Raw genomic sequence first — 20,624 nt, 5'->3', positions numbered from 1 at the left:
GTCCCTCGCGATAGCTGAACCGGCGTCAAATAAATATCCTTTTTACAGGGATATTTGAATTATCCAGATTAGCTGCGCAAGAGAAGAAGTGCACCCAATAAATACGGGAGTTTATATGTCATTAATTTGGCGACAGGCTGCCGTTACGACGTTCGCGCCCGCATGAAGTCCCCCCAACGCCGCACGAGATAGTTGTGCTCATCCATCACCGAGTTCCACACCGCGATATGCCCCATGCGCTGTTCATAGGAGCCGCCGTCGCGCACGTCACCCACATCGATCAGCGGCAAGCCATCGCTGCCCAACAGCTCTTCCCGGGCGGGCAGCCCGGCGTACCAGTAGTCCCATTCGGCACTGCTCAGGTGATCACGGCTGCGAGCCGGGTTGCCGATGTAATAACCCTGGCGCGCCATCACCGCACCCGGCCAGCCGGACAGCCACCAGTTGAGGTAGGCATAGGCCGCATCCAGCACCGGGCCCTTGGCATGGCGCGACAGCGACAACCCGCCGAACCAGGCGCGATAGCCTTCACGGGGCACCGCCAGGCGGTATTTGACCCCGGCCCGATGCAGGCGCATCAGGGTCGGTGACCACAGGCTCTGGATATCGATGCTCGGGCTGAGCATCAGTTGCGCGGCTTCCTCGTCATCGGACCAGAACGCCGCGAAGTGGCCTTCCTTCTGTTTACGCACCAGGATATCGGCCAGTACATCGATCTCTTCGATGCTCATGTTGCCGATGTCCTTGAAGGTCGCGAGGCCCGCGCCTTGCACGGCCAGCGCCGCGTCCAGGGCGCCGATGGCGGCGTCGCTCTGCAACGCAGTGCGTGCGCCCCAGGCCGGGTCCAGCAACCAGCCCCAACTCTCGTTGCCGCGGTTGAACCCTTCGGGCAAGCGCTCGGGGCGGTAGGCGAAACTGTCGGCGTTGTGGGTCAGGGGCAGCATGCTGATGCGTTCGGTGACGGTGCTGCCGAGGCTGCCGTCGTGCTGCACGAAGAGGCGCTCGCTGGGCACACTGCCGCTGCCCAGACGGTCGTTGGCGGACAAGCGTCCGCGCTTGGGCAGGTCGTTGATCTCGTGCCACAGCGCGATGCGCCGGGTGTCGATCGGCTGGATCGCCCGCGCCGGCCACACGAAGTCGACGTTGTGAAACCACTGGTCGTAGAGGTCGTAGCTGTCAGGCTGCATCACCGCAATGCGCTGGGCCTGCTCGACATCATGCACCTGGTACACCAGGCGAATGCCCAGCTCTTTTTCCGCTCGCACACGCAAGGTTTCGAGCAAGGTCACCGAGGTGCCGAGGACGCGAAGCGTGATCATGCGGCGAACCTTCTGGAGAACACTTCAAAGGAGCGCCGCAGCAGAGCCGGGTCGAGCCCGCGCAGGATAAACACCAGGCGCGATTGCCGATCGGTCCCCGGCCAGGCAGGCAGGTGAACCGGGGCATGCAGGCAATGCTGCACGCCATGAATGACGATGGGAGCGTTACTGGCGTTCACGTTGAGCAGTCCTTTGACGCGAAGAATACGTTCGCCGTGGCATCTTAACAGCATCGATAACCAGACCCCGAAACCGACCCAATCCAGCGGCTGATCGAAGGTCAGGCAACAGACTTGCGCAGCGCCGTGGTTGGCGGCGGTGGTTTGATGGAGTTTCCAGCGGCGGACTTCTGCAGCGGGCTCGGCACTGCGCAGGCCTTCGCCAAGCAGCAGTTGTTCACCGCTGTCGATATCGCAGGTATTGAGGATCGGCGTGCCGGCGTTCAGTGCCTGCAAGTGCAAGCGCAACGGGCCACAGTCTTCGACGAGGTCGGTCTTGCTCAACAGCAGGCGATCGGCAGCGGCCACTTGCGCCAGCCATTCCGGGTGCAGGCGCTCTTGCAAAGCGGCGTGGCTGGCGTCCACCAGCGTCACCACCAGGCCGATATGAAAGCGCCCGCGCAGTTGCACGTCGTTGTTCAAGGTCGCGAGGATTGGCGCCGGGTCGGCCAGGCCGGTGGTTTCCAGGATCACCCGCTTGAAGGGCGGAATCTCGCCCCGCTCACGACGCTGCAACAGGCCGAGCAAGGCGTCTTTCAACTCGCCGCGAATCGAACAGCACACGCAGCCGCTGGGCAGCAGCACCGTGTCCGGCGCGACTTCCTCCACCAGCAGGTGGTCGATGCCGACGTCGCCGAACTCATTGATCAGCAACGCCGTGTCGCCGAGGCTTTCACCTTGCAGCAGGCGCTTGAGCAAGGTGGTCTTGCCGCTGCCGAGGAAGCCGGTGATGACGTTTAGCGCGATGCTCATAGTTCTACCTCAATGATGCCCCCGCAGGAGTCCGGCTTGCCGGCGATGGCGATATCAAGGACGCCATCGCCGGCAAGCCGGGCTCCTACAGTTCCAGATGATCGAGCAGGCGCGGGTCCAACGGGTCCAGCGGTCGACCGAGCATGGTCTCTGCCGCCCGCCACAATTGATCCAGGCCGCTGGCCAGTTCCTGTTTGCCGGTGGCGCCCAGCAGCAGATAGGACGCGCCCTGGAAGTCTTCGACCTTGAGCCGGAACACCGCCAGCACCTGGTTGATCGCCGCGATTCGGCGCAGACGTTCGCGTCGGCGCGGCAATTCATCGCCCAAAGGGTCGCTCCAGTGCAGGTCTTCGCCCAACAGGCCGCAGAGTCCGCACATGCTTAATACCCGCTCATGGCATGACGTCGCCGGAGTTCGGGCCAAGGGTCTGGCCGACGAACAGATTGCCGCCCGGCTCGCTGGCCAGCAGCACGGCAGTCGGCGCGACTTCGTCCGCCAGGCCGAAACGACCCAGGGGCAACTCGGCGGCCTTGGCGCGTTTCCAGGTGTCGCTGATGCCGCCTACCAATGGCGTTTCGATGGGCCCGGGTGCGATAGCGTTGACCAGTACGTTGTCCTTGGCCACTTCCAGGGCCAGGGATTTAGTGAAACCGATCACCCCGGCCTTGGCCGCCGCATAGTGCGTCAACTCGGCGCCGCCCTTGATCCCCAGTTGCGAGGCGACGTTGATGATCCGGCCCCAGCGCTGGGCGATCATGTGAGGCAAGGCGCGCTGGCTGGCGACGAACACGCTGGTGAGGTCGACGCGCAGCATGTCGTTCCACATGTCCAGGGTCAGGTCGACGCAACGGGCCTGGGTCAGCATGCCGGCGTTGTTGACCAGGATGTCGATGCCGCCGTAGTGGGTGACGCAGGCATCGACGCTGGCCCGGGCGCCGTCGACGGTGCCGACATCGGCCACGCACTCGAGGACTTCGGCGCCGAGGTTGCGGCAGGTGATGGCGGTTTCGGCGAGGGTGGCGGCATCGCGGTCGGCCAGCAACAGGCGCGCGCCTTCGACGGCGTAGGCACGGGCGATGGCGGCGCCGATGCCGCTGCCGGCACCGGTGATCACAGCACGGCGGTTAGCGAGTTGGGGCATGGTGAACTCCTGAAATAATCAAACGGCGAACGCGGTCAAAAATGTGGGAGCGGCGGTGCGACGATTCGACTTGCTCGCGAATGCGGTGGATCAGTTCCGCATGTATTGGCTGGCACTCCGCTTTCGCGAGCAAGCCCGCTCCCACATTTGGAGCGAGTCCGGCTTAAAACTGGGGGTTAGTCCGGCCAGCGCACGGTCAAGCCACCATCAATCACAATGCTCTGCCCGGTCAGGTAGCTCGATTCCTCACTGGTCAAAAAACGCACCAGGGACGCCACTTCATCCGCCCGCCCGACCCGGCCCAGCGGAATCGCCCGCGCGGCTTTCGCCAGCCCTTCCGGCCCGAGGGAGTTCTTCGCGTCCAGCGACTGGGGCGTCTCGATCAACCCCGGAATCACCGCGTTGCAACGAATCCCCAACGGCGCCAATTCCACCGCCAGCGAGCGACACAACCCCGGCACGCCGGCCTTGGCCGCCGCATAGTGCGCATGCTCCTGCCAGCCATACACGCCACCGGCAATCGACGAAATCGCCACCAGCGCGCCGCCTTCATGCATGTGCCGGGTCGCCGCGCGGAAGGTGCGCATCACCCCCGTCAGGTCGACGTTGAGCATCTCGTTCCACAGCGCGTCAGTCATCTCCAGCAGTGGCGCACGGCGTAACAATCCGGCGTTGGCCACCGCGTAATCGAGGCGACCGAAGTGCTGGACCGCCTGCGCAGCCAGGTTATCCACCGACGCGGTATCGCCCACGTCCAGCGGCAACATCAGGCATTCACCGCCGGCTTCTTCCACCAGCGCAACCGTGTGATGCGGGTCATGGGGATCGGCCGGGTAATACCCACCCACCACCGCCACGCCGCTGCGGGCGTACGCCACCGCGAGGGCCTGGCCGATGCCGCTGGCGGCACCGGTAATCAATGCAACTTTACGACTCATCGAATCAACTCCTTACTGGACGGTTTCCGGACGCACATGGCGCGCGGCAAACATCAACGCACCGGAGAGGAAGCACGGCACTGCGCCAAACCACAGCGCAGCGGTCTGCCAGTCACTCCCCGCCGACAACACCTGGGTCGCGCCGAACCCGGCAACCACCGCACCAATCGGCCCCATGGCATGGATGATCGCGCCACCGGTAGCCCGGATGCTGGTGGGGAAACTTTCACTGATGAAAAACAGCGCCGCCGAGTACGGCCCGATCAGGAAGAACAGGCCCAGGCTGTACAGCCCCACCACCATCGCCATGTTGCTCGGGCCAAACAGCATCCCGGCAAACGACAGCCCGCCGAGCATCCAGCCGAGGCCGATGACATTGCGCCGGCCGATCTTGTCGCCCATCCAGCCGTGGCTGAGGTAGCCGCAGTAACCCACCAGGTTCGACAGCACGAGGATGATCAGCGAGTTCTCGAACGAGATGTGGTGCACGCTGACGATCACCGACGTACCCAGCACGCTGAACACCTGGATCGCCGCCCAGTTGAGCAGCAGCGCCGCACCGATCACCAGGGTTGCACGGCGGGCCGGGCCACGGAATGCGGCCTTGAGGCCGGCCTTGCTGTGTTCGTCATAGTCCACGCCGTAGGTCACAGCGACGTTTTGCGCCTCTTTCACCGCGCCGCTTTTACGCAGCTCGCTGATGCGCTGGTGAATCTGGAACTGCGGGCTTTCCTTGAGCTTGCGCGCCATGACCGCGATCACAATCGCCGGGATCGCCGCAAACACGAAGCACCCCTGCCAGCCAATCACCGGCAGCAACAGCGCGGTCAAACCCGCCGCGATCAACGCGCCCACCGGCCAGCCGCCCTGCACCAGGCTGTAGATAAAGCCGCGACGCTTGGCCAGTTTTGGATCATCGGAAGCCGCGTACAGTTCGCTCAAGTAAGTCGCGTTGACGGTTTCCTCGGCATACCCCAGGCCGCCCAGCGAACGGATCAGGATCAGCGACGACTTGCCCCACGCACCACCAATGGCGGTGAGCGCCGAGCAGATCGCCGAACCGGCCACGGTGAAAATAATCCCTTTGCGCCGACCCAGTTTGTCCACGATCGGACCGATGGCCAGCGCGACCACGGCGGTGCCTACCGCCACCCATGTCGCAATCTCCGCCTGCTCCACTTCACCCCAATTAAAGTGCCGCCCGATTTCCGGCAGCAAGGTGCCGAAAAGGATGAAGTCATACACCGCAAACACCCAGGCGAAAAACGCGATCCAGGTGGCGAAACGCACTTCCTTGGGCGTCAGTTGCCGGGGTTTCCAGCCAGTCAGATCAAGCTTGTTGTAGATAGACATGAATCGCGCCTCGGGAGGTTGGCCAGGGTTTAGGTACGGGTGTCAGGTACGCGGTTGGCGGCGGATAAAGTCGTCGGCGATTTCGTCGAAAGTGACGAAGCGCACGCCGGCATGGCTCTGGATGTGTTCGATCAGCCGCTCAAGCATCAGCAGCACTTGCGGGCGGCCGGACACGTCGGGGTGGATAGTCATGGTGAACACCGCGTGTTCGTGCTCGCGGTAGACCCAGTCGAACTGGTCGCGCCACATTTCTTCGAGGTGACGCGGGTTGACGAAGCCATGGCTGTTCGGGGCTTTCTTGATGAACATCATCGGCGGCAGGTCGTCTAGGTACCAGTTGGCCGGGATCTCCACCAGGTCGGTTTCTTCGCCGCGCACCAGAGGTTTCATCCAGGTGTCGGGGTGCTGGCTGTAGTCGATCTTGGTCCAGGTGTCGCCCTTGCGCACGTAGTACGGGTGGAAGTCGTTGTGCATCAGGCTGTGGTCGTACTTGATGCCTTTTTTCAGCAGCAGTTCGTTGGTGACCTTGCTGAATTCCCACCACGGCGCGACGTAGCCGGTGGGGCGTTTGCCGGTGACCTGGGTGATCAGCTCGATGGACTTGTCGAGGACGATTTCTTCCTGCTCGGCCGTCATCGCAATCGGGTTTTCGTGGCTGTAGCCGTGCACACCGATTTCGTGACCGGCGTCGGCCACCGCCTTCATCTGCTCGGGGAAGGTTTCCATCGAGTGGCCGGGAATAAACCAGGTGGTGCGCAGGCCGTAGCGCTCGAACAATTTGAGCAGGCGTGGCGCACCGATTTCACCGGCGAACAGGCCGCGGGAAATGTCGTCCGGGGAATCTTCGCCGCCATAGGAACCGAGCCAGCCGGCGACCGCGTCGACGTCGACGCCAAATGCACAGAGGATGTCTTTAGCCATGATGTGTCTCCTTAAAAAGTGAGTGCGGTTTCTACTGACAGCGCGGCCCGAAGCAGGCGCGCGTCTTCGCCGCTGGGGGCGCTGAGCAACAGGCCGGTGGGCAGGCCCAGGGCATCACGGCCGCTGGGCAGGCTGACGCCGGGCATGTCCAGCAGGCTGCCGGGCATGGTCAGGCGCAGGGTGGCGAGGTTGGTGCTGACGAACAGTTCAAAGTCGACTTCCAACGGCGCCAGGGCCGGGGCCACATGGGCCACGGTGGGGGTGATGAGGATCGCGCCGTCGAGTTCGTCGACAAGCTGCTGTTGCAGGCGGCGACGGGCGTCGTACAGCGCCAGCAGTTGGCTGGCCGGCAGTGTGCGGGCCGCTTCAAGGCGACGGCGAACGCGGGGGTCGAGTTGCTCGGCATCAGGGCTGTCGAGCAGGGCTTCGTGGAGGGCGAAGGCTTCGAAGGCGCCGAGCCAGCCCTGGTGCAGGATCAGGTCGAGGGTGGCCTGGAAGGTCTTCGAGGGGCGCACGTCAATCAGCGCGCCATCTGCCTTCAATCGGTCCACACAACGTTGCAGGTTATCGCGCACCGCAGGTTCAACCCGTGCGTCTTCCAGCACACTTTGCTCGACCCAGAACCGCTGGCCATTGAGGCTGCGGGGCGGGCGTGGTGGGCGCTGGTCGCGACCATTGAGCAGGTCGTCGATGGCCAGTGCATCGCGCACGCTGCGGGTCAGCGGGCCGAGGCTGTCGAGGGTGTGAGCCAGCGGAAAAACGCCGTCGCGGCTGTAGCGTCGGCAACTGCTGCGATAACCGACCACGCCATTCAGCGCAGCCGGAATACGGATGGAGCCGGCGGTGTCGGTACCCATGGCGATCGGCACGATGCCGGCTGCCACGGCGACCGCCGAGCCCGACGACGAGCCGCCGGGAATCCGCGGTTGATCGACGCTGGCCGGGTTGTGCGGCGTGCCGAAATGCGGGTTCAGGCCCAGGCCGGAATAGGCCAGTTCGCTGAGGTTGGTCTTGCCGACGCTGACCATTCCGGCGCGGCACAACAGGCCCACACTTGGCGCGTCCAGCAAGGCGGCCGGCGCATTACGGCGATAGGCCGCGCCCGCCGTGGTAATGCTGCCGGCCACATCGAACAGATCTTTCCAGGCCAGTGGCACCCCGTCGAACACGCTCAACGGCTGGCCGGCACGCCAACGGGCGGCCGACGCTTCGGCCTCACGGCGGGCGCGCTCGGCGGTCAGGGAGATGAACACGCCGGGGGCCATGCTCGCGTGGGCAAGTGCCTGTTCCAGGACCTGCACCGGGTCGCTGCGACCGCTGGCGAAATCCTCGGCCATTGAAGTGGCGTCTGACATGGGAACGACCTTTAAAAAATGTACATATTAATAAAATGTACATTTTACAAAGGCAGCTTTCGTGCCAGTCTTGTGGACAGCTCGGTTGCCACACCTGGCACTTTGGAGCAGATCCACGGGCTAGATGGGTTTCAGGCATTAAAAGAAATATCGGCTGGTGTTTAAGGCTCGCCAGGAATGAAATAATGTATCTTTTATTAATAAATACATTTTGGTGCAGAAAAGTAACATCAACCCTCTGAAGGCCCCAAAAAAGTGCCACCGACGTGGCGCAGAGTGACAGGCGCAACTATGAGAGAATCCCCGGCCACCGACCCGTTTGCTCCAGAGAGCCCGATGAAAGCAGTGTCAGCCTCGGCTTCCCGTTACGCGATGATTCACCAGGTTCTGCGCGACGCCATCACCCACGGCACCGCCCGCCATGGCCTGGTGTTGCTGGAAGCGCCGCTGGCCGAATTGTTCGGCACCAGCCGGGTGCCGGTGCGCAAAGCCCTGAACCTGTTGCATGACGAAGGGTTGATCTGCCGCTTCGATGGCCGGGGTTACCTGATCAACCCCGACGGCCTGGACATGGAGCCGCTGCGCCTGCCCCTGAGCCATGCGCACCTGGGCCTCAACGGTGAAGATGAATTGGTGGACACCCGGCCACTGGGGGAGCGCATCGTCGAGGAAATCGGCGCGGCGCTCTCGACCTGTATCGCCTTCGGGCATTATCGCCTCGATGAACAGGCCGCCGCCGAGCACTACAACGTCAGCCGCGCGGTGGTGCGTGAAGCGCTGATGCGCCTGCGGGACCGTGGCCTGGTGGAAAAGGAACCCTATTCCCAATGGCTGGCCGGGCCACTGACTGCCCGGGAAGTCACCGAAGACTACGAACTGCGCGCCTGCCTGGAGCCCGAAGCCCTGCGCCAGAGCGCGCCGAACCTCGACCGCGACCTGCTGCACGCCATGTTGCAGCGCGTGCTCGATGCGCAAAACAGCGCCCATTGCAGCCTGGAAGAGATCGAGCAGATCGAGGAAGACCTGCACCAGCACTGCCTCGCGGGCCTGCAAAATCGCAAGATCGCCGCGCTGATCCGCCAGGGGCAGAGCCCGATGATCATCAGCCGGATTTTCTACCGGCTGCTGGGCATCGGTGCCGATCCGGCGATGCTGGCCGAGCACCGGCTGATCCTTGAGCTGTTGCTGCATGGCGCCTTCGACGCCGCCGCACTGAACCTGCGCGAGCACCTGCAACGGGCCCGGCAGCGCATGTTGCAGCGCTTGAAAGTGCTGTCGGTGCTGCCCGAACAACCTTTACCGGCCTACCTGCACAAACTCAGCTGACGAAATGCAATCGAAAATGTGGGAGCGGGCTTGCTCGCGAAGGCGGCGCATCAGTCACAGATGCATCGACTGACAGACCGCCTTCGCGAGCAAGCCCGCTCCCACATTTGTTCAGCGGTGCTTTTGAAAATATTGTGCAATATGTTGCTATCTCACCCCCCCCATTGAAACCACTGCCGACCCGCCCCATCTAACTTGCATACTTCCCTATGCAGGTGCCCCATGAGCGACCAGCAAGAATTCCCGGACATCGACCTCAACGACTACGCCGACCCGGAAAACGCTGAACACACTTCCGCAAACACTGGCTTGGCCCTCCCAGGGCAAAACCTGCCCGACAAGGTCTACATCATCCCGATCCACAATCGGCCTTTCTTCCCGGCGCAAGTGTTGCCGGTGATCGTCAATGAAGAGCCGTGGGCCGAAACCCTGGAGCTGGTGAGCAAGTCCGACCACCACTCCCTTGCCCTGTTCTTCATGGAAACCCCGCCCGAAGATCCGCGCCACTTCGACACCTCCAGCCTGCCGCTGTACGGCACCCTGGTGAAGGTGCACCACGCCAGCCGCGAAAACGGCAAGCTGCAATTCGTCGCCCAGGGCCTGACCCGCGTGCGGATCAAGACCTGGCTCAAGCACCACCGCCCACCGTACCTGGTGGAAGTCGAATACCCGCACCAGCCGACCCAGCCGACCGACGAGGTCAAGGCCTACGGCATGGCGCTGATCAATGCGATCAAGGAACTGCTGCCGCTCAACCCGCTGTACAGCGAAGAACTGAAGAACTACCTCAACCGCTTCAGCCCCAACGACCCGTCGCCGCTGACCGACTTCGCCGCCGCCCTCACCTCGGCCACCGGCACTGAACTGCAGCAAGTGCTGGACTGCGTGCCCATGCTCAAGCGCATGGAAAAAGTCCTGCCGATGCTGCGCAAGGAAGTCGAAGTCGCGCGCCTGCAAAAAGAAATCTCCGCCGAAGTGAACCGCAAGATCGGCGAACACCAGCGCGAGTTCTTCCTCAAGGAACAACTCAAGGTCATCCAGCAAGAGCTGGGGCTGACCAAGGACGATCGCAGCGCCGACGTCGAGCAATTCGAACAACGCCTGGTGGACAAGGTCCTGCCGACCCAGGCGCAGAAACGCATCAGCGAAGAAATGAACAAGCTGTCGATCCTGGAAACCGGTTCGCCGGAGTACGCGGTCACCCGCAACTACCTGGACTGGGCCACCTCGGTGCCGTGGGGCGTGTATGGCGAGGACAAACTCGACCTCAAGCACGCCCGCAAGGTACTCGACAAACACCACGCCGGCCTGGATGACATCAAGAGTCGCATCCTCGAGTTCCTCGCCGTGGGCGCCTATAAGGGCGAAGTCGCCGGCTCCATCGTGTTGCTGGTGGGCCCGCCGGGCGTGGGCAAGACCAGTGTCGGCAAATCGATTGCCGAATCCCTCGGCCGGCCGTTCTACCGCTTCAGCGTCGGCGGCATGCGTGACGAGGCCGAGATCAAGGGCCATCGCCGCACCTACATCGGTGCGATGCCGGGCAAGTTGGTGCAAGCCCTCAAAGATGTGGAAGTGATGAACCCGGTGATCATGCTCGACGAGATCGACAAGATGGGCCAGAGCTACCAGGGCGACCCGGCCTCGGCCCTGCTCGAAACCCTCGACCCGGAACAGAACGTCGAATTCCTCGACCACTACCTGGACCTGCGCCTGGACCTGTCCAAAGTGCTGTTCGTGTGCACCGCCAACACCCTGGATTCGATCCCCGGCCCGTTGCTGGACCGCATGGAAGTGATTCGCCTGTCGGGCTACATCACCGAAGAAAAGGTCGCGATTGCCAAGCGTCACCTGTGGCCAAAGCAGCTGGAAAAAGCCGGCGTGTCGAAAAACAGCCTGTCCATCAGCGACGGCGCCCTGCGCGCCCTGATCGATGGTTACGCTCGCGAAGCCGGGGTGCGCCAGCTGGAGAAACAGCTGGGCAAACTGGTGCGCAAGGCGGTGGTCAAGCTGCTGGATGAGCCGGACTCGGTGATCAAGATCGGCAACAAGGACCTGGAAGCCTCCCTGGGCATGCCGGTGTTCCGTAACGAGCAAGTGCTGTCGGGCACCGGTGTGATCACCGGCCTGGCCTGGACCAGCATGGGCGGCGCGACCCTGCCGATCGAGGCGACGCGCATCCACACGCTGAACCGTGGCTTCAAGCTCACCGGGCAACTGGGTGAAGTGATGAAGGAATCGGCCGAGATTGCCTACAGCTACATCAGCTCGAACCTGAAGTCGTTTGGCGGTGACCCGAAGTTCTTCGATGAAGCCTTCGTGCACCTGCACGTGCCGGAAGGCGCCACGCCGAAAGACGGCCCGAGCGCGGGCGTGACCATGGCCAGTGCGCTGCTGTCGCTGGCGCGTAACCAGCCGCCGAAAAAAGGCGTGGCCATGACCGGTGAACTGACGCTGACCGGGCATGTGCTGCCGATTGGCGGGGTGCGCGAGAAGGTGATTGCGGCGCGGCGCCAGAAGATTCACGAGTTGATCTTGCCGGAGCCTAACCGGGGGAGCTTTGAAGAGCTGCCGGAGTACCTGAAGGAAGGGATGACGGTGCACTTTGCCAAGCGCTTTGCGGATGTGGCGAAGGTGTTGTTCTGATAGTTATGTAGCGCCTGAGCTGGCCTCTTCGCGAGCAAGCCCGCTCCCACACTTGACCGAGTCCATGCTTTGGAATGCGGTCGAATGTGGGAGCGGGCTTGCTCGCGAAGAGGCCGGTGCAGCCAACACAACGCCATCTGTCACACCTTGTCTCATCTTCGGTTATGCTCGCCCTTCGTCGCCAAACAACGGAGCCCCCATGACCGCTGCCCGTCTGCTTCTCCCCCTGAGCCTTTGCCTGCTCGCCGCCTGCGCCAGTGCGCCGAAGCAAAACGTCACCGTGGAAAAACAGAGCGCCTGCCCGCTGCAACTCAAGACCGGGCAAAACCTGATCCTGACCCTGCCCAGCAATCCCACCACCGGTTACCGCTGGGCCATCCAGGACTCGGCCGGCGGCGTGCTGCGCAGCCTGAGCCCCGAGGTCTACAGCAACACCGACGACACCGGCGTGGTCGGCAGTGGCGGCCAATCCACCTGGCGCTTCCAGGCCTTCAACGCCGGCCAGGGCCGTTTGCGCCTCACCTCACAACAACCCTGGGAGCCGGAAGCTGAACCGGCCGAAACCTTCGACTGCGCCATTACGGTGAACTGATATGCCATGGATGATCCTTGCGTTGATGGGGGCGGTAACCTTTATCTACGGCCTGAGCACCCACGCCACCCTGCTCTGCCTGTTGGTAAAGCCATTGCCGGTACTGGCGCTGCTGGGCTGGCTGCATGATGCGCCGCCCACTGACTATCGACGCTGGATCAGCCTGGGGCTGATTTTTTCCCTGGTGGGCGACGTGCTGCTGGCCTGGCCCGGCGACCTGTTCATCTTCGGCCTCGGTGCGTTTTTGTTCGCACACCTGGCGTACCTGAAAGCCTACTTGAGCGACTGCCGCCGCCCGGCGATTTTGCCGCTGGTACTGGCGCTGGTGGTGGGCGCGATCTTGCTGAGCATTCTGATTTCCCATGGCCTGGGCCCATTGCTGGTGCCGGTGGTGGTGTATGCGCTGGTGATCAGCGCGATGCTGTGGCGAGCGTTGGCGCGCTTGGGCAGCGAAGTGCCCAAGCGATCGGCGTACCTGGCGGCGGCAGGTGCGGCATCGTTCGTGTTCTCCGACACGCTGATCGGGATCAATCGGTTTGTGGTGGCGTTTGAAGCGGCGCCGTATTTGCTGATTGTCAGCTACTGGCTGGGGCAGTGGGGCATTACGGCCTCTTCCTTTCCTCAGAAAAAAACCGTCAACCTGTAGGAGCTGGCTTGCCAGCGAAAAAACCCACAGTTGCCGCGTTCATCCAGAAAGTCCGCGTCATCGTTAACGAACATCGCCGGCAAGCCAGCTCCTACGCTAAAATGCCCGGCTTTCCCCCTTCGTCGCCGGAACAGCCGTGAGCAAAGAACCCGATCGCCTATTCGCCCAGCCCCTGCCCCAGGTGCCGGACTTCGCCTTCAACGAAGACGTGGTGCGGGTTTTCCCGGACATGATCAAGCGCTCGGTGCCCGGCTACCCGACCATCGTCGAGAACCTCGGCGTACTCGCGGCGCAGTTTGCCCAGCCCAATAGTGTGCTCTACGACCTCGGTTCATCCCTCGGCGCGGTGACCCAGGCCCTGCGCCGTCACGTGCGCACCGACGGTTGCCGGGTGATCGCGGTGGATAACTCGGCGGCGATGGTCGAGCGTTGCCGCGAATACCTCAACGGCCAGGACTCGATGTTCCAGGAGTTGCTGCCGGTGGAGGTGATCGAGGGCGATATCCTCGCCCTGCAATTCCAGCCGGCTTCGGTAGTGGCGCTGAACTTCACCCTGCAATTTATCGCCCCCGAACAACGCCAGGCGTTGCTCTCGCGCATTCGCCAATCGCTGCTGCCGGGCGGCGCGCTGATCCTTTCGGAAAAGCTGCGCTTCAATGACCCGGAAGAACATGCGCTGCTCACCGATTTGCACATCGCCTTCAAGCGTGCCAACGGCTACAGCGAACTGGAAATCGCCCAGAAGCGCAGCGCCATCGAAAACGTCATGAAGCCCGACAGCCTCGAAGAACACCGCGAACGCCTGCTGGCGGCCGGGTTCTCGAAAGTCGTGCCGTGGTTCCAGTGTCTTAACTTTGCCTCGTTGATTGCCTTGCCATGATTGATCTTTCTCCCCTCGCCCGCCACCTGGTCGGCACTCCCCTGGCCGTATGGGCCCAGGGCCTGCAAGCGCAACTCGATGCGAAGATGGAAAAAGGCCATGGCGACCTGGAACGCTGGCAGAGCGCGCTGGATGCGCTGCCGAAGATCATGCCCAGTGAAATCGACCTGCTGAACGGCCTGGTGCTGGATACCGATTGCGACGACGACACCCGTGCGCAAATGCGTACTGCGCTGATGGGCCTTTGCCCGTGGCGCAAGGGGCCGTTCGATCTGTTCGGCGTGCACGTGGACACCGAATGGCGCTCGGACTGGAAGTGGTCACGGGTCGCGCCGCACCTGGACCTCAAGGGCAAACGCATCCTCGATGTGGGTTGCGGCAACGGCTATTACATGTGGCGCATGCTCGGCGCCGGCGCCGACAGTGTGATTGGCGTCGACCCGAACTGGTTGTTCTTCTGCCAGTTCCAGGCGGTGCAGCGTTATCTGCCGACGCCCAAGGCCTGGCACCTGCCGTTCCCGTTTGAAGACCTGCCGTCGAACATGGAAGGCTTCGACACGGTATTTTCCATGGGCGTGTTCTACCATCGCCGCTCGCCCATCGAGCATTTGCTGGCGCTGAAGGATTGCCTGGTCAAGGGTGGGGAGCTGGTGCTGGAGACGCTGGTGGTTGAAGGCGATCAGCAGCAAGTGCTGGTGCCGGAAGACCGCTACGCGCAGATGCGCAACGTTTGGTTCCTACCGTCGGTGCCGGCGCTGATGCTGTGGCTGCGGCGTGCGGGCTTCAGTGAGGTGCACTGTGTGGACGTGAGCGTGACCACGGTCGAGGAACAGCGCGGCACGGCGTGGATGAAGTATCAGTCCCTCAGCGACTTCCTGGACCCAGAAGATCACAGCAAGACCATCGAAGGGCTGCCGGCGCCGATGCGGGCGGTGATTGTCGCGAAGAAATAAGACTGCTGTTGTGTTGAAGAAATAAGACTGCTGTTGTGGCGAGGGAGCTTGCTCCCGCTGGAGTGCGCAGCGCTCCCCAGATTTTGGGGCCGCTACGCAGCCCAGCGGGAGCAAGCTCCCTCGCCACAGGGTATCGCGTCAGCCTTTGGCTCTTCGCGCCTTGAAGAACTCGCTCAACACCGTCCCGCACTCCTCGGCCAACACCCCGCCCTCATACAGCACCCGATGGTTGAGAAAACCCTGGGTAAAAAACTGCCCCTGGCTTTGCACAATCCCGGCTTTCGGCTCCAGCGCGCCGTACACCACCCGGGCAATCCGTGAATGCACGATCAGCCCGGCGCACATGCTGCACGGCTCCAGCGTGACGTAGAGCGTACTGCCCGGCAGTCGATAATTACTGACAGCCTGAGCAGCGGCCCGAATCGCGACCATCTCGGCATGCGCACTGGGGTCGTTGCCGCTGATGGGGCAGTTGAAGCCGCGCCCGATCACTTCGCCATCCTGCACCAGCACCGCGCCCACCGGCACTTCGCCCAGCGCGGCACCCTGGGCAGCCAGGGCCAGCGCTTCACGCATGAAGTCCTGGTCGCGGCTGCGGTCGATAATCGCCGTGGGGCGAAACTGACGCATCACGCCACCTCGATGGCGGCCATCAGGCCGGTTTCCATGTGGTCGATCACATGGCAGTGGAACATCCAGACACCCGGGTTATCCGCCACCAGCGCCACGCGGGCACGCTCGTTCTTGCCCAGCAGGTAGGTGTCGGTGAAGTACGGAATCACCTTGTGGCGGTTCGAGGCGATGACCTTGAAACTCATGCCGTGCAGGTGGATCGGGTGTTGGTACTGGGTCATGTTCTTCAGTTCGAAAATGTAACTCTTGCCCTTTGCAAGCTTGGCAATCGGGCGGTCGGCGCAGGTCTTGTCGGTGATGTCCCAGGCCTGGCCGTTGATCTGCCACAGGCTCGGTGGCTTATTGTCCACGTTCACCGAGACCGATCCAACCCATTCGAAATTGAAGTTGAGTTTCTCGGCATTGGCCAGGTCCGGCTCGGCAATCGGGTTCGCCGGCAACGCAGGCGGCCATTCGGTCGCCGTGTCGGTGCTGGCCACCGAGCGGAAGGTGCCCAGGCGTACCGGGCCGTTGCGGATCGACAACTCTTCACCGGCGGGCGGCGCCTTGATCGCCAGGCAGATGCGCATGCCAGGGCCGAGCCAGTATTCCTTGCCCAGCGGGCGCGGTTCGATGGGGTTGCCGTCCAGGGCATAGATCTGCGCTTCAACGTCGGGGATGTTGATGCGATAGGTCAGGGTGTTATCGAGGTTGAGCAGGCGCACACGGGTGATCTGCCCGGCCGGCAAATCAATCACCGCCTGGGACACGCCATTGATGGTCGACAGGCGTCCGGCGGTGCCGCCCCGGGCCGCTTCGCGGGGAATGCTGAAGGCGACAAAAGCGCCCTCTTCGTCCACGTGCCAGCTTTTCAGGCTCAGGGTGCGTTCGTGCTTGAAACCGGTGGGTTCGCGCTCCTCGATGATCAGCGGGCCCACCAGGCCACGGCCCAGTTCTTCGCTGCTGTTCACGTGGGGGTGATACCAATAGCTGCCGGCATCGGGCACGCGGAATTTGTAGTCGAAGTATTCGCCCGGCAGTACCGGCAATTGCGAGACATACGGCACGCCGTCCATTTCCAGCGGCAAGCGTATGCCATGCCAGTGGATGGTGGTGGCGACCGGCAGGTGGTTGATAAAGCGTACCCGCAGCCATTCACCCTGGCGCACTCGCAACTCGGTGCCCGGCGCCGAAGGGCCGAAGGCCCAGGCCTGGGTCTTGTGCCCCGGCACCAGCTCCACGTCCAGCGGCGCGGCGATCAGCTCGTAATCGTGCCCCGCCTCGGCCTCGGCCACCTTCCCGAGCCAGTAGCGATAGGCGCCACCGGCACCGACGCCCACCACCGCGAGACCGGCAAGACCACCCAGGATTTGTCGACGGGAAAACGATTGGGACACAACAACCTCACGTATCTGCCGCGGGTCCGAGACCCGCAAAGGGCAGATACCATACACCGGCATCACCTAAACAGTAAGGGTTCGCATTGCCACATGTGGGAGCGGGCTTGTGTGGGAGCGGGCTTGCTCGCGAAAGCGGCGTGTCAGACGATGCATGAGTAACAGACCCACCGCCTTCGCGAGCAAGCCCGCTCCCACATTGGATCTTCAGCGCTCTTTTAATGTTTGGCGGCGGCCAGAATCAAGGCTTTCATCTCGGCGACGGCGCCTTTGAAGCCGACGAACAGCGCATGAGCCACCAGTGCATGGCCGATGTTCAGCTCGTTGATGCCCTTGATCGCAGCCACGGCTTCGACGTTATGGTAGTGCAGGCCGTGGCCGGCGTTGACGATCAGGCCTTCGCCCAGGCCGCAGTTGACGCCGTCGATGATGCGCTGTAATTCGTCGGCAACTTCGGTCGGCGTGGTCGCGTCGGCATAACGGCCCGTGTGCAGTTCGATGGCCGGGGCACCGACACGGCGCGAAGCTTCGATCTGGCGCTCATCGGCATCAATGAACAGCGAGACTTCACTGCCGATCTTCGACAGGCGCTCCACGGCAGCCTTGATCCGCGCTTCCTGGCCAGCCACATCGAGGCCGCCTTCGGTGGTCAGTTCCTGGCGGGTTTCCGGCACCAGGCAGATATGCGCCGGGCGAATGCGCTCGGCGAACGCCATCATTTCCTCGGTGACGCCCATTTCGAAGTTCATACGGGTTTGCAGCACGTCCTTGAGCAGCAGCACGTCGCGCTCCTGGATGTGGCGGCGGTCTTCGCGCAGGTGCACGGTGATGCCGTCGGCGCCCGCTTCTTCGGCGTCCAGCGCGGCCTTGACCGGGTCCGGGTAACGGGTGCCCCGGGCCTGGCGCAGGGTGGCTACGTGGTCGATGTTCACGCCGAGAAGAATGCGATTGCTGGTGGTCACGAAAAGCGCTCCTGAAGAGGGAAGGAATCGCTGCACAGCATACACGGGGATGTCAGGGCTTTCGAAACAACTCGCGGCTGACCAGCGGTCGACCGCCCAGATGCACGGCCAGGGCTTGGCGCATCAGGCGCTTGGCGGCGGACAGGGCGCCGGGGGCGGTCCAGTCGGCTTCGCTCATGGCGAGCAATTCGGTGCCCTGGAACAGGCCGGGTTGCAGCAGGTAGACCCGCTCCAGGCCTGCGTCCACTTGCAGGCGATACATGCCGTCGGCGGCGATGGGCTCGCCGTGCAGGTCGTTGCTCAGTTCGAAGCCGTAGCCCAAGTCATCCAGCAGGCGCCATTCGAATGCGCGCAGCAGCGGCTCCAGGGGACGGCCTTCGGCGAGGGCGAGCAAGGTGGCGGCATAATGATCGAAGACGCCGGGGTGCGGGTCTTCGGCGGGGAGCAGGCGGATCAGCAATTCGTTGAGGTAGAGGCCGCTGAACAGCGCCTCACCGTTGAGCCAGTTGGAGGCGCCGGCAGCTTCCATGCGGCCGACGTTCTTCAGCTCGCCGCGTCCACGAAACTCCACTTCCAGGGCCACGAAGGGCCGCGCCAGGGTGCCGGCCTTGCCGCGTGCACTGCGCAAGACCGCGCGCAGGCGGCCTTGGGGCGTGAGGAAGTCCACCAGGGCGCTGGTCTCGCGGTAGGCGCGGCTGTGCAAGACGTAGGCGGGTTGGCCGGTGGGTGGAGTTTGAGACATGGGGTTCTCGCTGCGGGAACACGGTCTGGAAAACAACGACTATCCAATGTGGGAGCGGGCTTGCTCGCGAATGCGGGGTGTCAGTCAACACATCTAGTGACTGATCCACTGCATTCGCGAGCAAGCCCGCTCCCACATTTGTCCTGCGGTGTTCCGGAGACCTGTTACAGGTCGCCGTAACCCAACGAACGCAACGCGCGCTCATCATCGGACCAACCACCCTTAACCTTCACCCACAGGTTGAGCATGATCTTGGAATCAAACAGCAATTCCATGTCCTTGCGCGCTTCGGTGCCGATGCGCTTGATGCGCTCGCCCTTGTCGCCAATGATGATTTTCTTCTGGCCGTCACGCTCGACGAGGATCAACGCGTGGATATGCAGGGTCTTGCCCTGCTGCTTGAACTCTTCGATTTCGACGGTGATCTGGTACGGCAGCTCGGCACCCATCTGGCGCATGATTTTCTCGCGTACCAGTTCGGCGGCGAGGAAACGGCTGCTGCGGTCGGTGATCTGGTCTTCCGGGAAGAAGTGTTCGTTCTCCGGCAGGTAGCCAGCAATCACACGTTCCAGGGCTTCGAGGTTGTGCCCGTGCTGGGCCGAGATCGGCATGATCTGGGCGTTCGGCAGTTGTTCCTGCAGCCAGCTCAGGTGCGGCATCAGCTCGGCCTTGTCTTCGATGCGGTCGGTCTTGTTCAACGCGACGATCAACGGGCCGGTGACGTACTGCACGCGCTCCAGAACCATCTGGTCTTCGTCGGTCCACTTGGTACGGTCGACCACGAAGATCACCACGTCGACGTCTTTCAACGCGGCCGAAGCGGTTTTGTTCATGTAGCGGTTGAGGGCCTTTTCGCCGCCTTTGTGCATGCCCGGGGTATCAACGTAGACAGCCTGTACGGCGCCTTCGGTCTTGATGCCCAGCATGTTGTGGCGGGTGGTCTGGGGCTTGCGCGAGGTGATCGCCAGCTTCTGTCCCAGGATGTGGTTCAGCAACGTGGACTTGCCCACGTTCGGACGGCCGACGATGGCAACATAGCCACAGCGAGTTGCGGTTGAATCAGTCATGGCCATTCTCCACGCCCAGGGCAATCAGTGCTGCAGCGGCCGCTACCTGTTCGGCAATACGACGGCTCACACCCTGACCTCGGCTTTTTTCATTCAGTAAGGTGATTTCGCATTCGACGAAGAAGACTCGGCAATGCGGCTCACCCTGGATATCCACCACTTCGTAACGCGGCAGGTCGCAACCACGGGACTGCAGGAATTCCTGCAGGCGGGTCTTTGGATCTTTGTTGGTGTCTACCAGCGTCAGGCTTTCGATTTCGGTCGACAGCCAGGCGACGACGCGCTCCTTGGCCGCTTCCATGCCCGCGTCGAGGTAGATCGCGCCGATCAGTGCCTCAAGGGCGTCGGCCAGGATCGACTCGCGACGGAAACCGCCGCTCTTCAGCTCGCCGGAGCCCAGGCGCAGGTAATCACCCAGGTCGAAACCACGGGCCAGTACAGCCAGGGTCTCGCCTTTCACCAGGCGCGCACGCAAGCGCGACAACTGGCCTTCGCGGGCCAGCGGGAAGCGATTGAACAGGGCTTCGCCGGCGACGAAATTGAGGATGGCATCACCGAGGAATTCCAGGCGCTCGTTGTTACGCCCGGCAAAACTGCGGTGTGTGAGGGCAAGGATCATCAATTCCTGATCCTTGAAGGTGTAGCCGAGCTGGCGCTCGAGACGGCTTAGAGAAACGCTCACGGTTTACCCACATTCAGTTCGAGGCACCGGTGGCCTGCGACGATTAACGCTGTGTTCAAATTCAAATCCTGGTGGTTGCTGCATGGAGCCTGGTTTTGTCCAAGCCCCAGAAAAGCATTCGGC

Annotated in this window: 20 protein-coding genes; 6 read left to right on the top strand and 14 right to left on the bottom strand. The window is 62.8% G+C overall.

The annotated features are described in order from the left end of the window. Nucleotides 1-143: 143 nt before the first annotated feature. The 8 genes from HX817_RS09000 to HX817_RS08965 form a co-directional block, all read right to left on the bottom strand. The gene (locus HX817_RS09000; RefSeq protein WP_003210394.1) at nucleotides 144-1,319 is read right to left on the bottom strand and encodes a PotD/PotF family extracellular solute-binding protein; all 1,176 of its coding nucleotides are present in this window, start codon (nucleotides 1,317-1,319) and stop codon (nucleotides 144-146) included. After that, nucleotides 1,316-2,290, bottom strand: a complete 975-nt coding sequence (locus HX817_RS08995; protein WP_177008177.1) for a GTP-binding protein — start codon at nucleotides 2,288-2,290, stop codon at nucleotides 1,316-1,318. The genes HX817_RS09000 and HX817_RS08995 overlap by 4 nt, the downstream gene beginning before the upstream one ends. Before the next feature lie 85 nt (nucleotides 2,291-2,375). Further along, entirely contained in the window at nucleotides 2,376-2,669 is a 294-nt protein-coding gene (locus HX817_RS08990; protein ID WP_087695160.1) for a hypothetical protein, read from the bottom strand. Nucleotides 2,670-2,682: 13 nt separating this feature from the next. Continuing rightward, nucleotides 2,683-3,432: an SDR family NAD(P)-dependent oxidoreductase gene (locus HX817_RS08985; RefSeq protein ID WP_177020385.1), complete on the bottom strand. Its 750-nt coding sequence runs from the start codon at nucleotides 3,430-3,432 to the stop codon at nucleotides 2,683-2,685. Between the two features lie 176 nt (nucleotides 3,433-3,608). Next, nucleotides 3,609-4,370, bottom strand: a complete 762-nt coding sequence (locus HX817_RS08980) for an SDR family NAD(P)-dependent oxidoreductase (protein WP_017476085.1) — start codon at nucleotides 4,368-4,370, stop codon at nucleotides 3,609-3,611. A gap of 12 nt (nucleotides 4,371-4,382) precedes the next feature. Continuing rightward, nucleotides 4,383-5,723 (bottom strand): MFS transporter, encoded by a 1,341-nt coding sequence (locus tag HX817_RS08975; protein ID WP_003210404.1) that lies wholly within the window; start codon nucleotides 5,721-5,723, stop codon nucleotides 4,383-4,385. A 42-nt stretch (nucleotides 5,724-5,765) separates the two neighbouring features. Beyond that, complete coding sequence (locus HX817_RS08970; protein ID WP_003210406.1) at nucleotides 5,766-6,644, bottom strand: polysaccharide deacetylase; 879 nt, start codon at nucleotides 6,642-6,644, stop codon at nucleotides 5,766-5,768. An 11-nt stretch (nucleotides 6,645-6,655) separates the two neighbouring features. Beyond that, entirely contained in the window at nucleotides 6,656-7,999 is a 1,344-nt protein-coding gene (locus HX817_RS08965) for an amidase (protein WP_177040123.1), read from the bottom strand. Between the two features lie 336 nt (nucleotides 8,000-8,335). Between HX817_RS08965 and HX817_RS08960 the strand changes: the two genes are divergently transcribed. The 6 genes from HX817_RS08960 (at nucleotide 8,336) to cmoB (ending at nucleotide 15,039) form a co-directional block, all read left to right on the top strand. After that, nucleotides 8,336-9,325, top strand: a complete 990-nt coding sequence (locus tag HX817_RS08960) for a GntR family transcriptional regulator (RefSeq protein WP_003210410.1) — start codon at nucleotides 8,336-8,338, stop codon at nucleotides 9,323-9,325. 222 nt (nucleotides 9,326-9,547) lie between these two features. Next, a complete protein-coding gene (gene lon, locus HX817_RS08955; RefSeq protein WP_003210412.1) occupies nucleotides 9,548-11,968 on the top strand; it encodes an endopeptidase La in 2,421 nt (806 codons plus the stop codon). Between the two features lie 199 nt (nucleotides 11,969-12,167). Next, entirely contained in the window at nucleotides 12,168-12,560 is a 393-nt protein-coding gene (locus HX817_RS08950; protein WP_003210413.1) for a protease inhibitor I42 family protein, read from the top strand. A gap of 1 nt (nucleotide 12,561) precedes the next feature. Continuing rightward, nucleotides 12,562-13,206 (top strand): lysoplasmalogenase, encoded by a 645-nt coding sequence (locus HX817_RS08945; RefSeq protein WP_102605186.1) that lies wholly within the window; start codon nucleotides 12,562-12,564, stop codon nucleotides 13,204-13,206. A 136-nt stretch (nucleotides 13,207-13,342) separates the two neighbouring features. Then, nucleotides 13,343-14,086: a carboxy-S-adenosyl-L-methionine synthase CmoA gene (gene cmoA / locus HX817_RS08940; RefSeq protein ID WP_003210418.1), complete on the top strand. Its 744-nt coding sequence runs from the start codon at nucleotides 13,343-13,345 to the stop codon at nucleotides 14,084-14,086. Continuing rightward, entirely contained in the window at nucleotides 14,083-15,039 is a 957-nt protein-coding gene (gene cmoB / locus HX817_RS08935; RefSeq protein WP_177040122.1) for a tRNA 5-methoxyuridine(34)/uridine 5-oxyacetic acid(34) synthase CmoB, read from the top strand. Before cmoA ends, cmoB begins: the two co-directional genes overlap by 4 nt. 138 nt (nucleotides 15,040-15,177) lie before the next feature. Here cmoB and tadA read toward each other — a convergent pair whose 3' ends face one another. From tadA to rnc, 6 genes are all read right to left on the bottom strand, one after another. Further along, complete coding sequence (gene tadA, locus HX817_RS08930; protein ID WP_003210422.1) at nucleotides 15,178-15,669, bottom strand: tRNA adenosine(34) deaminase TadA; 492 nt, start codon at nucleotides 15,667-15,669, stop codon at nucleotides 15,178-15,180. Then, nucleotides 15,669-17,048, bottom strand: coding sequence for a multicopper oxidase family protein (locus HX817_RS08925; RefSeq protein WP_087695164.1), 1,380 nt, complete (start codon nucleotides 17,046-17,048; stop codon nucleotides 15,669-15,671). Before HX817_RS08925 ends, tadA begins: the two co-directional genes overlap by 1 nt. Nucleotides 17,049-17,266: 218 nt before the next feature. Further along, complete coding sequence (gene pdxJ / locus HX817_RS08920) at nucleotides 17,267-18,010, bottom strand: pyridoxine 5'-phosphate synthase (protein WP_003210427.1); 744 nt, start codon at nucleotides 18,008-18,010, stop codon at nucleotides 17,267-17,269. Nucleotides 18,011-18,062: 52 nt separating this feature from the next. Beyond that, nucleotides 18,063-18,752, bottom strand: a complete 690-nt coding sequence (recO, locus tag HX817_RS08915; RefSeq protein ID WP_003210428.1) for a DNA repair protein RecO — start codon at nucleotides 18,750-18,752, stop codon at nucleotides 18,063-18,065. Nucleotides 18,753-18,916: 164 nt separating this feature from the next. After that, nucleotides 18,917-19,819 (bottom strand): GTPase Era, encoded by a 903-nt coding sequence (gene era / locus HX817_RS08910; protein WP_003210432.1) that lies wholly within the window; start codon nucleotides 19,817-19,819, stop codon nucleotides 18,917-18,919. Beyond that, on the bottom strand, nucleotides 19,812-20,501 hold the full coding sequence (rnc, locus tag HX817_RS08905) for a ribonuclease III (RefSeq protein WP_003210434.1): 690 nt from the start codon (nucleotides 20,499-20,501) through the stop codon (nucleotides 19,812-19,814). The genes era and rnc overlap by 8 nt, the downstream gene beginning before the upstream one ends. Between the last annotated feature and the right edge of the window lie 123 nt (nucleotides 20,502-20,624).

The sequence above is a fragment of the Pseudomonas sp. C6002 genome, from assembly GCF_013385805.1.
Classification (GTDB): domain Bacteria; phylum Pseudomonadota; class Gammaproteobacteria; order Pseudomonadales; family Pseudomonadaceae; genus Aquipseudomonas.
The sequence above is the reverse complement of the archived record's forward strand: the minus strand, read 5'-3'. Positions and strand labels throughout refer to the sequence as shown.

Excerpts from the sequence above, each read along its gene's own strand:
- HX817_RS09000 (WP_003210394.1), bottom strand. The coding sequence starts at position 1,319 with ATGATCACGCTTCGCGTCCTCGGCACCTCGGTGACCTTGCTCGAAACC.
- HX817_RS08995 (WP_177008177.1), bottom strand. The coding sequence starts at position 2,290 with ATGAGCATCGCGCTAAACGTCATCACCGGCTTCCTCGGCAGCGGCAAG.
- HX817_RS08990 (WP_087695160.1), bottom strand. The coding sequence starts at position 2,669 with ATGTGCGGACTCTGCGGCCTGTTGGGCGAAGACCTGCACTGGAGCGAC.
- HX817_RS08985 (WP_177020385.1), bottom strand. The coding sequence starts at position 3,432 with ATGCCCCAACTCGCTAACCGCCGTGCTGTGATCACCGGTGCCGGCAGC.
- HX817_RS08980 (WP_017476085.1), bottom strand. The coding sequence starts at position 4,370 with ATGAGTCGTAAAGTTGCATTGATTACCGGTGCCGCCAGCGGCATCGGC.
- HX817_RS08975 (WP_003210404.1), bottom strand. The coding sequence starts at position 5,723 with ATGTCTATCTACAACAAGCTTGATCTGACTGGCTGGAAACCCCGGCAA.
- HX817_RS08970 (WP_003210406.1), bottom strand. The coding sequence starts at position 6,644 with ATGGCTAAAGACATCCTCTGTGCATTTGGCGTCGACGTCGACGCGGTC.
- HX817_RS08965 (WP_177040123.1), bottom strand. The coding sequence starts at position 7,999 with ATGTCAGACGCCACTTCAATGGCCGAGGATTTCGCCAGCGGTCGCAGC.
- HX817_RS08960 (WP_003210410.1), top strand. The coding sequence starts at position 8,336 with ATGAAAGCAGTGTCAGCCTCGGCTTCCCGTTACGCGATGATTCACCAG.
- lon (WP_003210412.1), top strand. The coding sequence starts at position 9,548 with ATGAGCGACCAGCAAGAATTCCCGGACATCGACCTCAACGACTACGCC.
- HX817_RS08950 (WP_003210413.1), top strand. The coding sequence starts at position 12,168 with ATGACCGCTGCCCGTCTGCTTCTCCCCCTGAGCCTTTGCCTGCTCGCC.
- HX817_RS08945 (WP_102605186.1), top strand. The coding sequence starts at position 12,562 with ATGCCATGGATGATCCTTGCGTTGATGGGGGCGGTAACCTTTATCTAC.
- cmoB (WP_177040122.1), top strand. The coding sequence starts at position 14,083 with ATGATTGATCTTTCTCCCCTCGCCCGCCACCTGGTCGGCACTCCCCTG.
- tadA (WP_003210422.1), bottom strand. The coding sequence starts at position 15,669 with ATGCGTCAGTTTCGCCCCACGGCGATTATCGACCGCAGCCGCGACCAG.
- recO (WP_003210428.1), bottom strand. The coding sequence starts at position 18,752 with ATGTCTCAAACTCCACCCACCGGCCAACCCGCCTACGTCTTGCACAGC.
- era (WP_003210432.1), bottom strand. The coding sequence starts at position 19,819 with ATGACTGATTCAACCGCAACTCGCTGTGGCTATGTTGCCATCGTCGGC.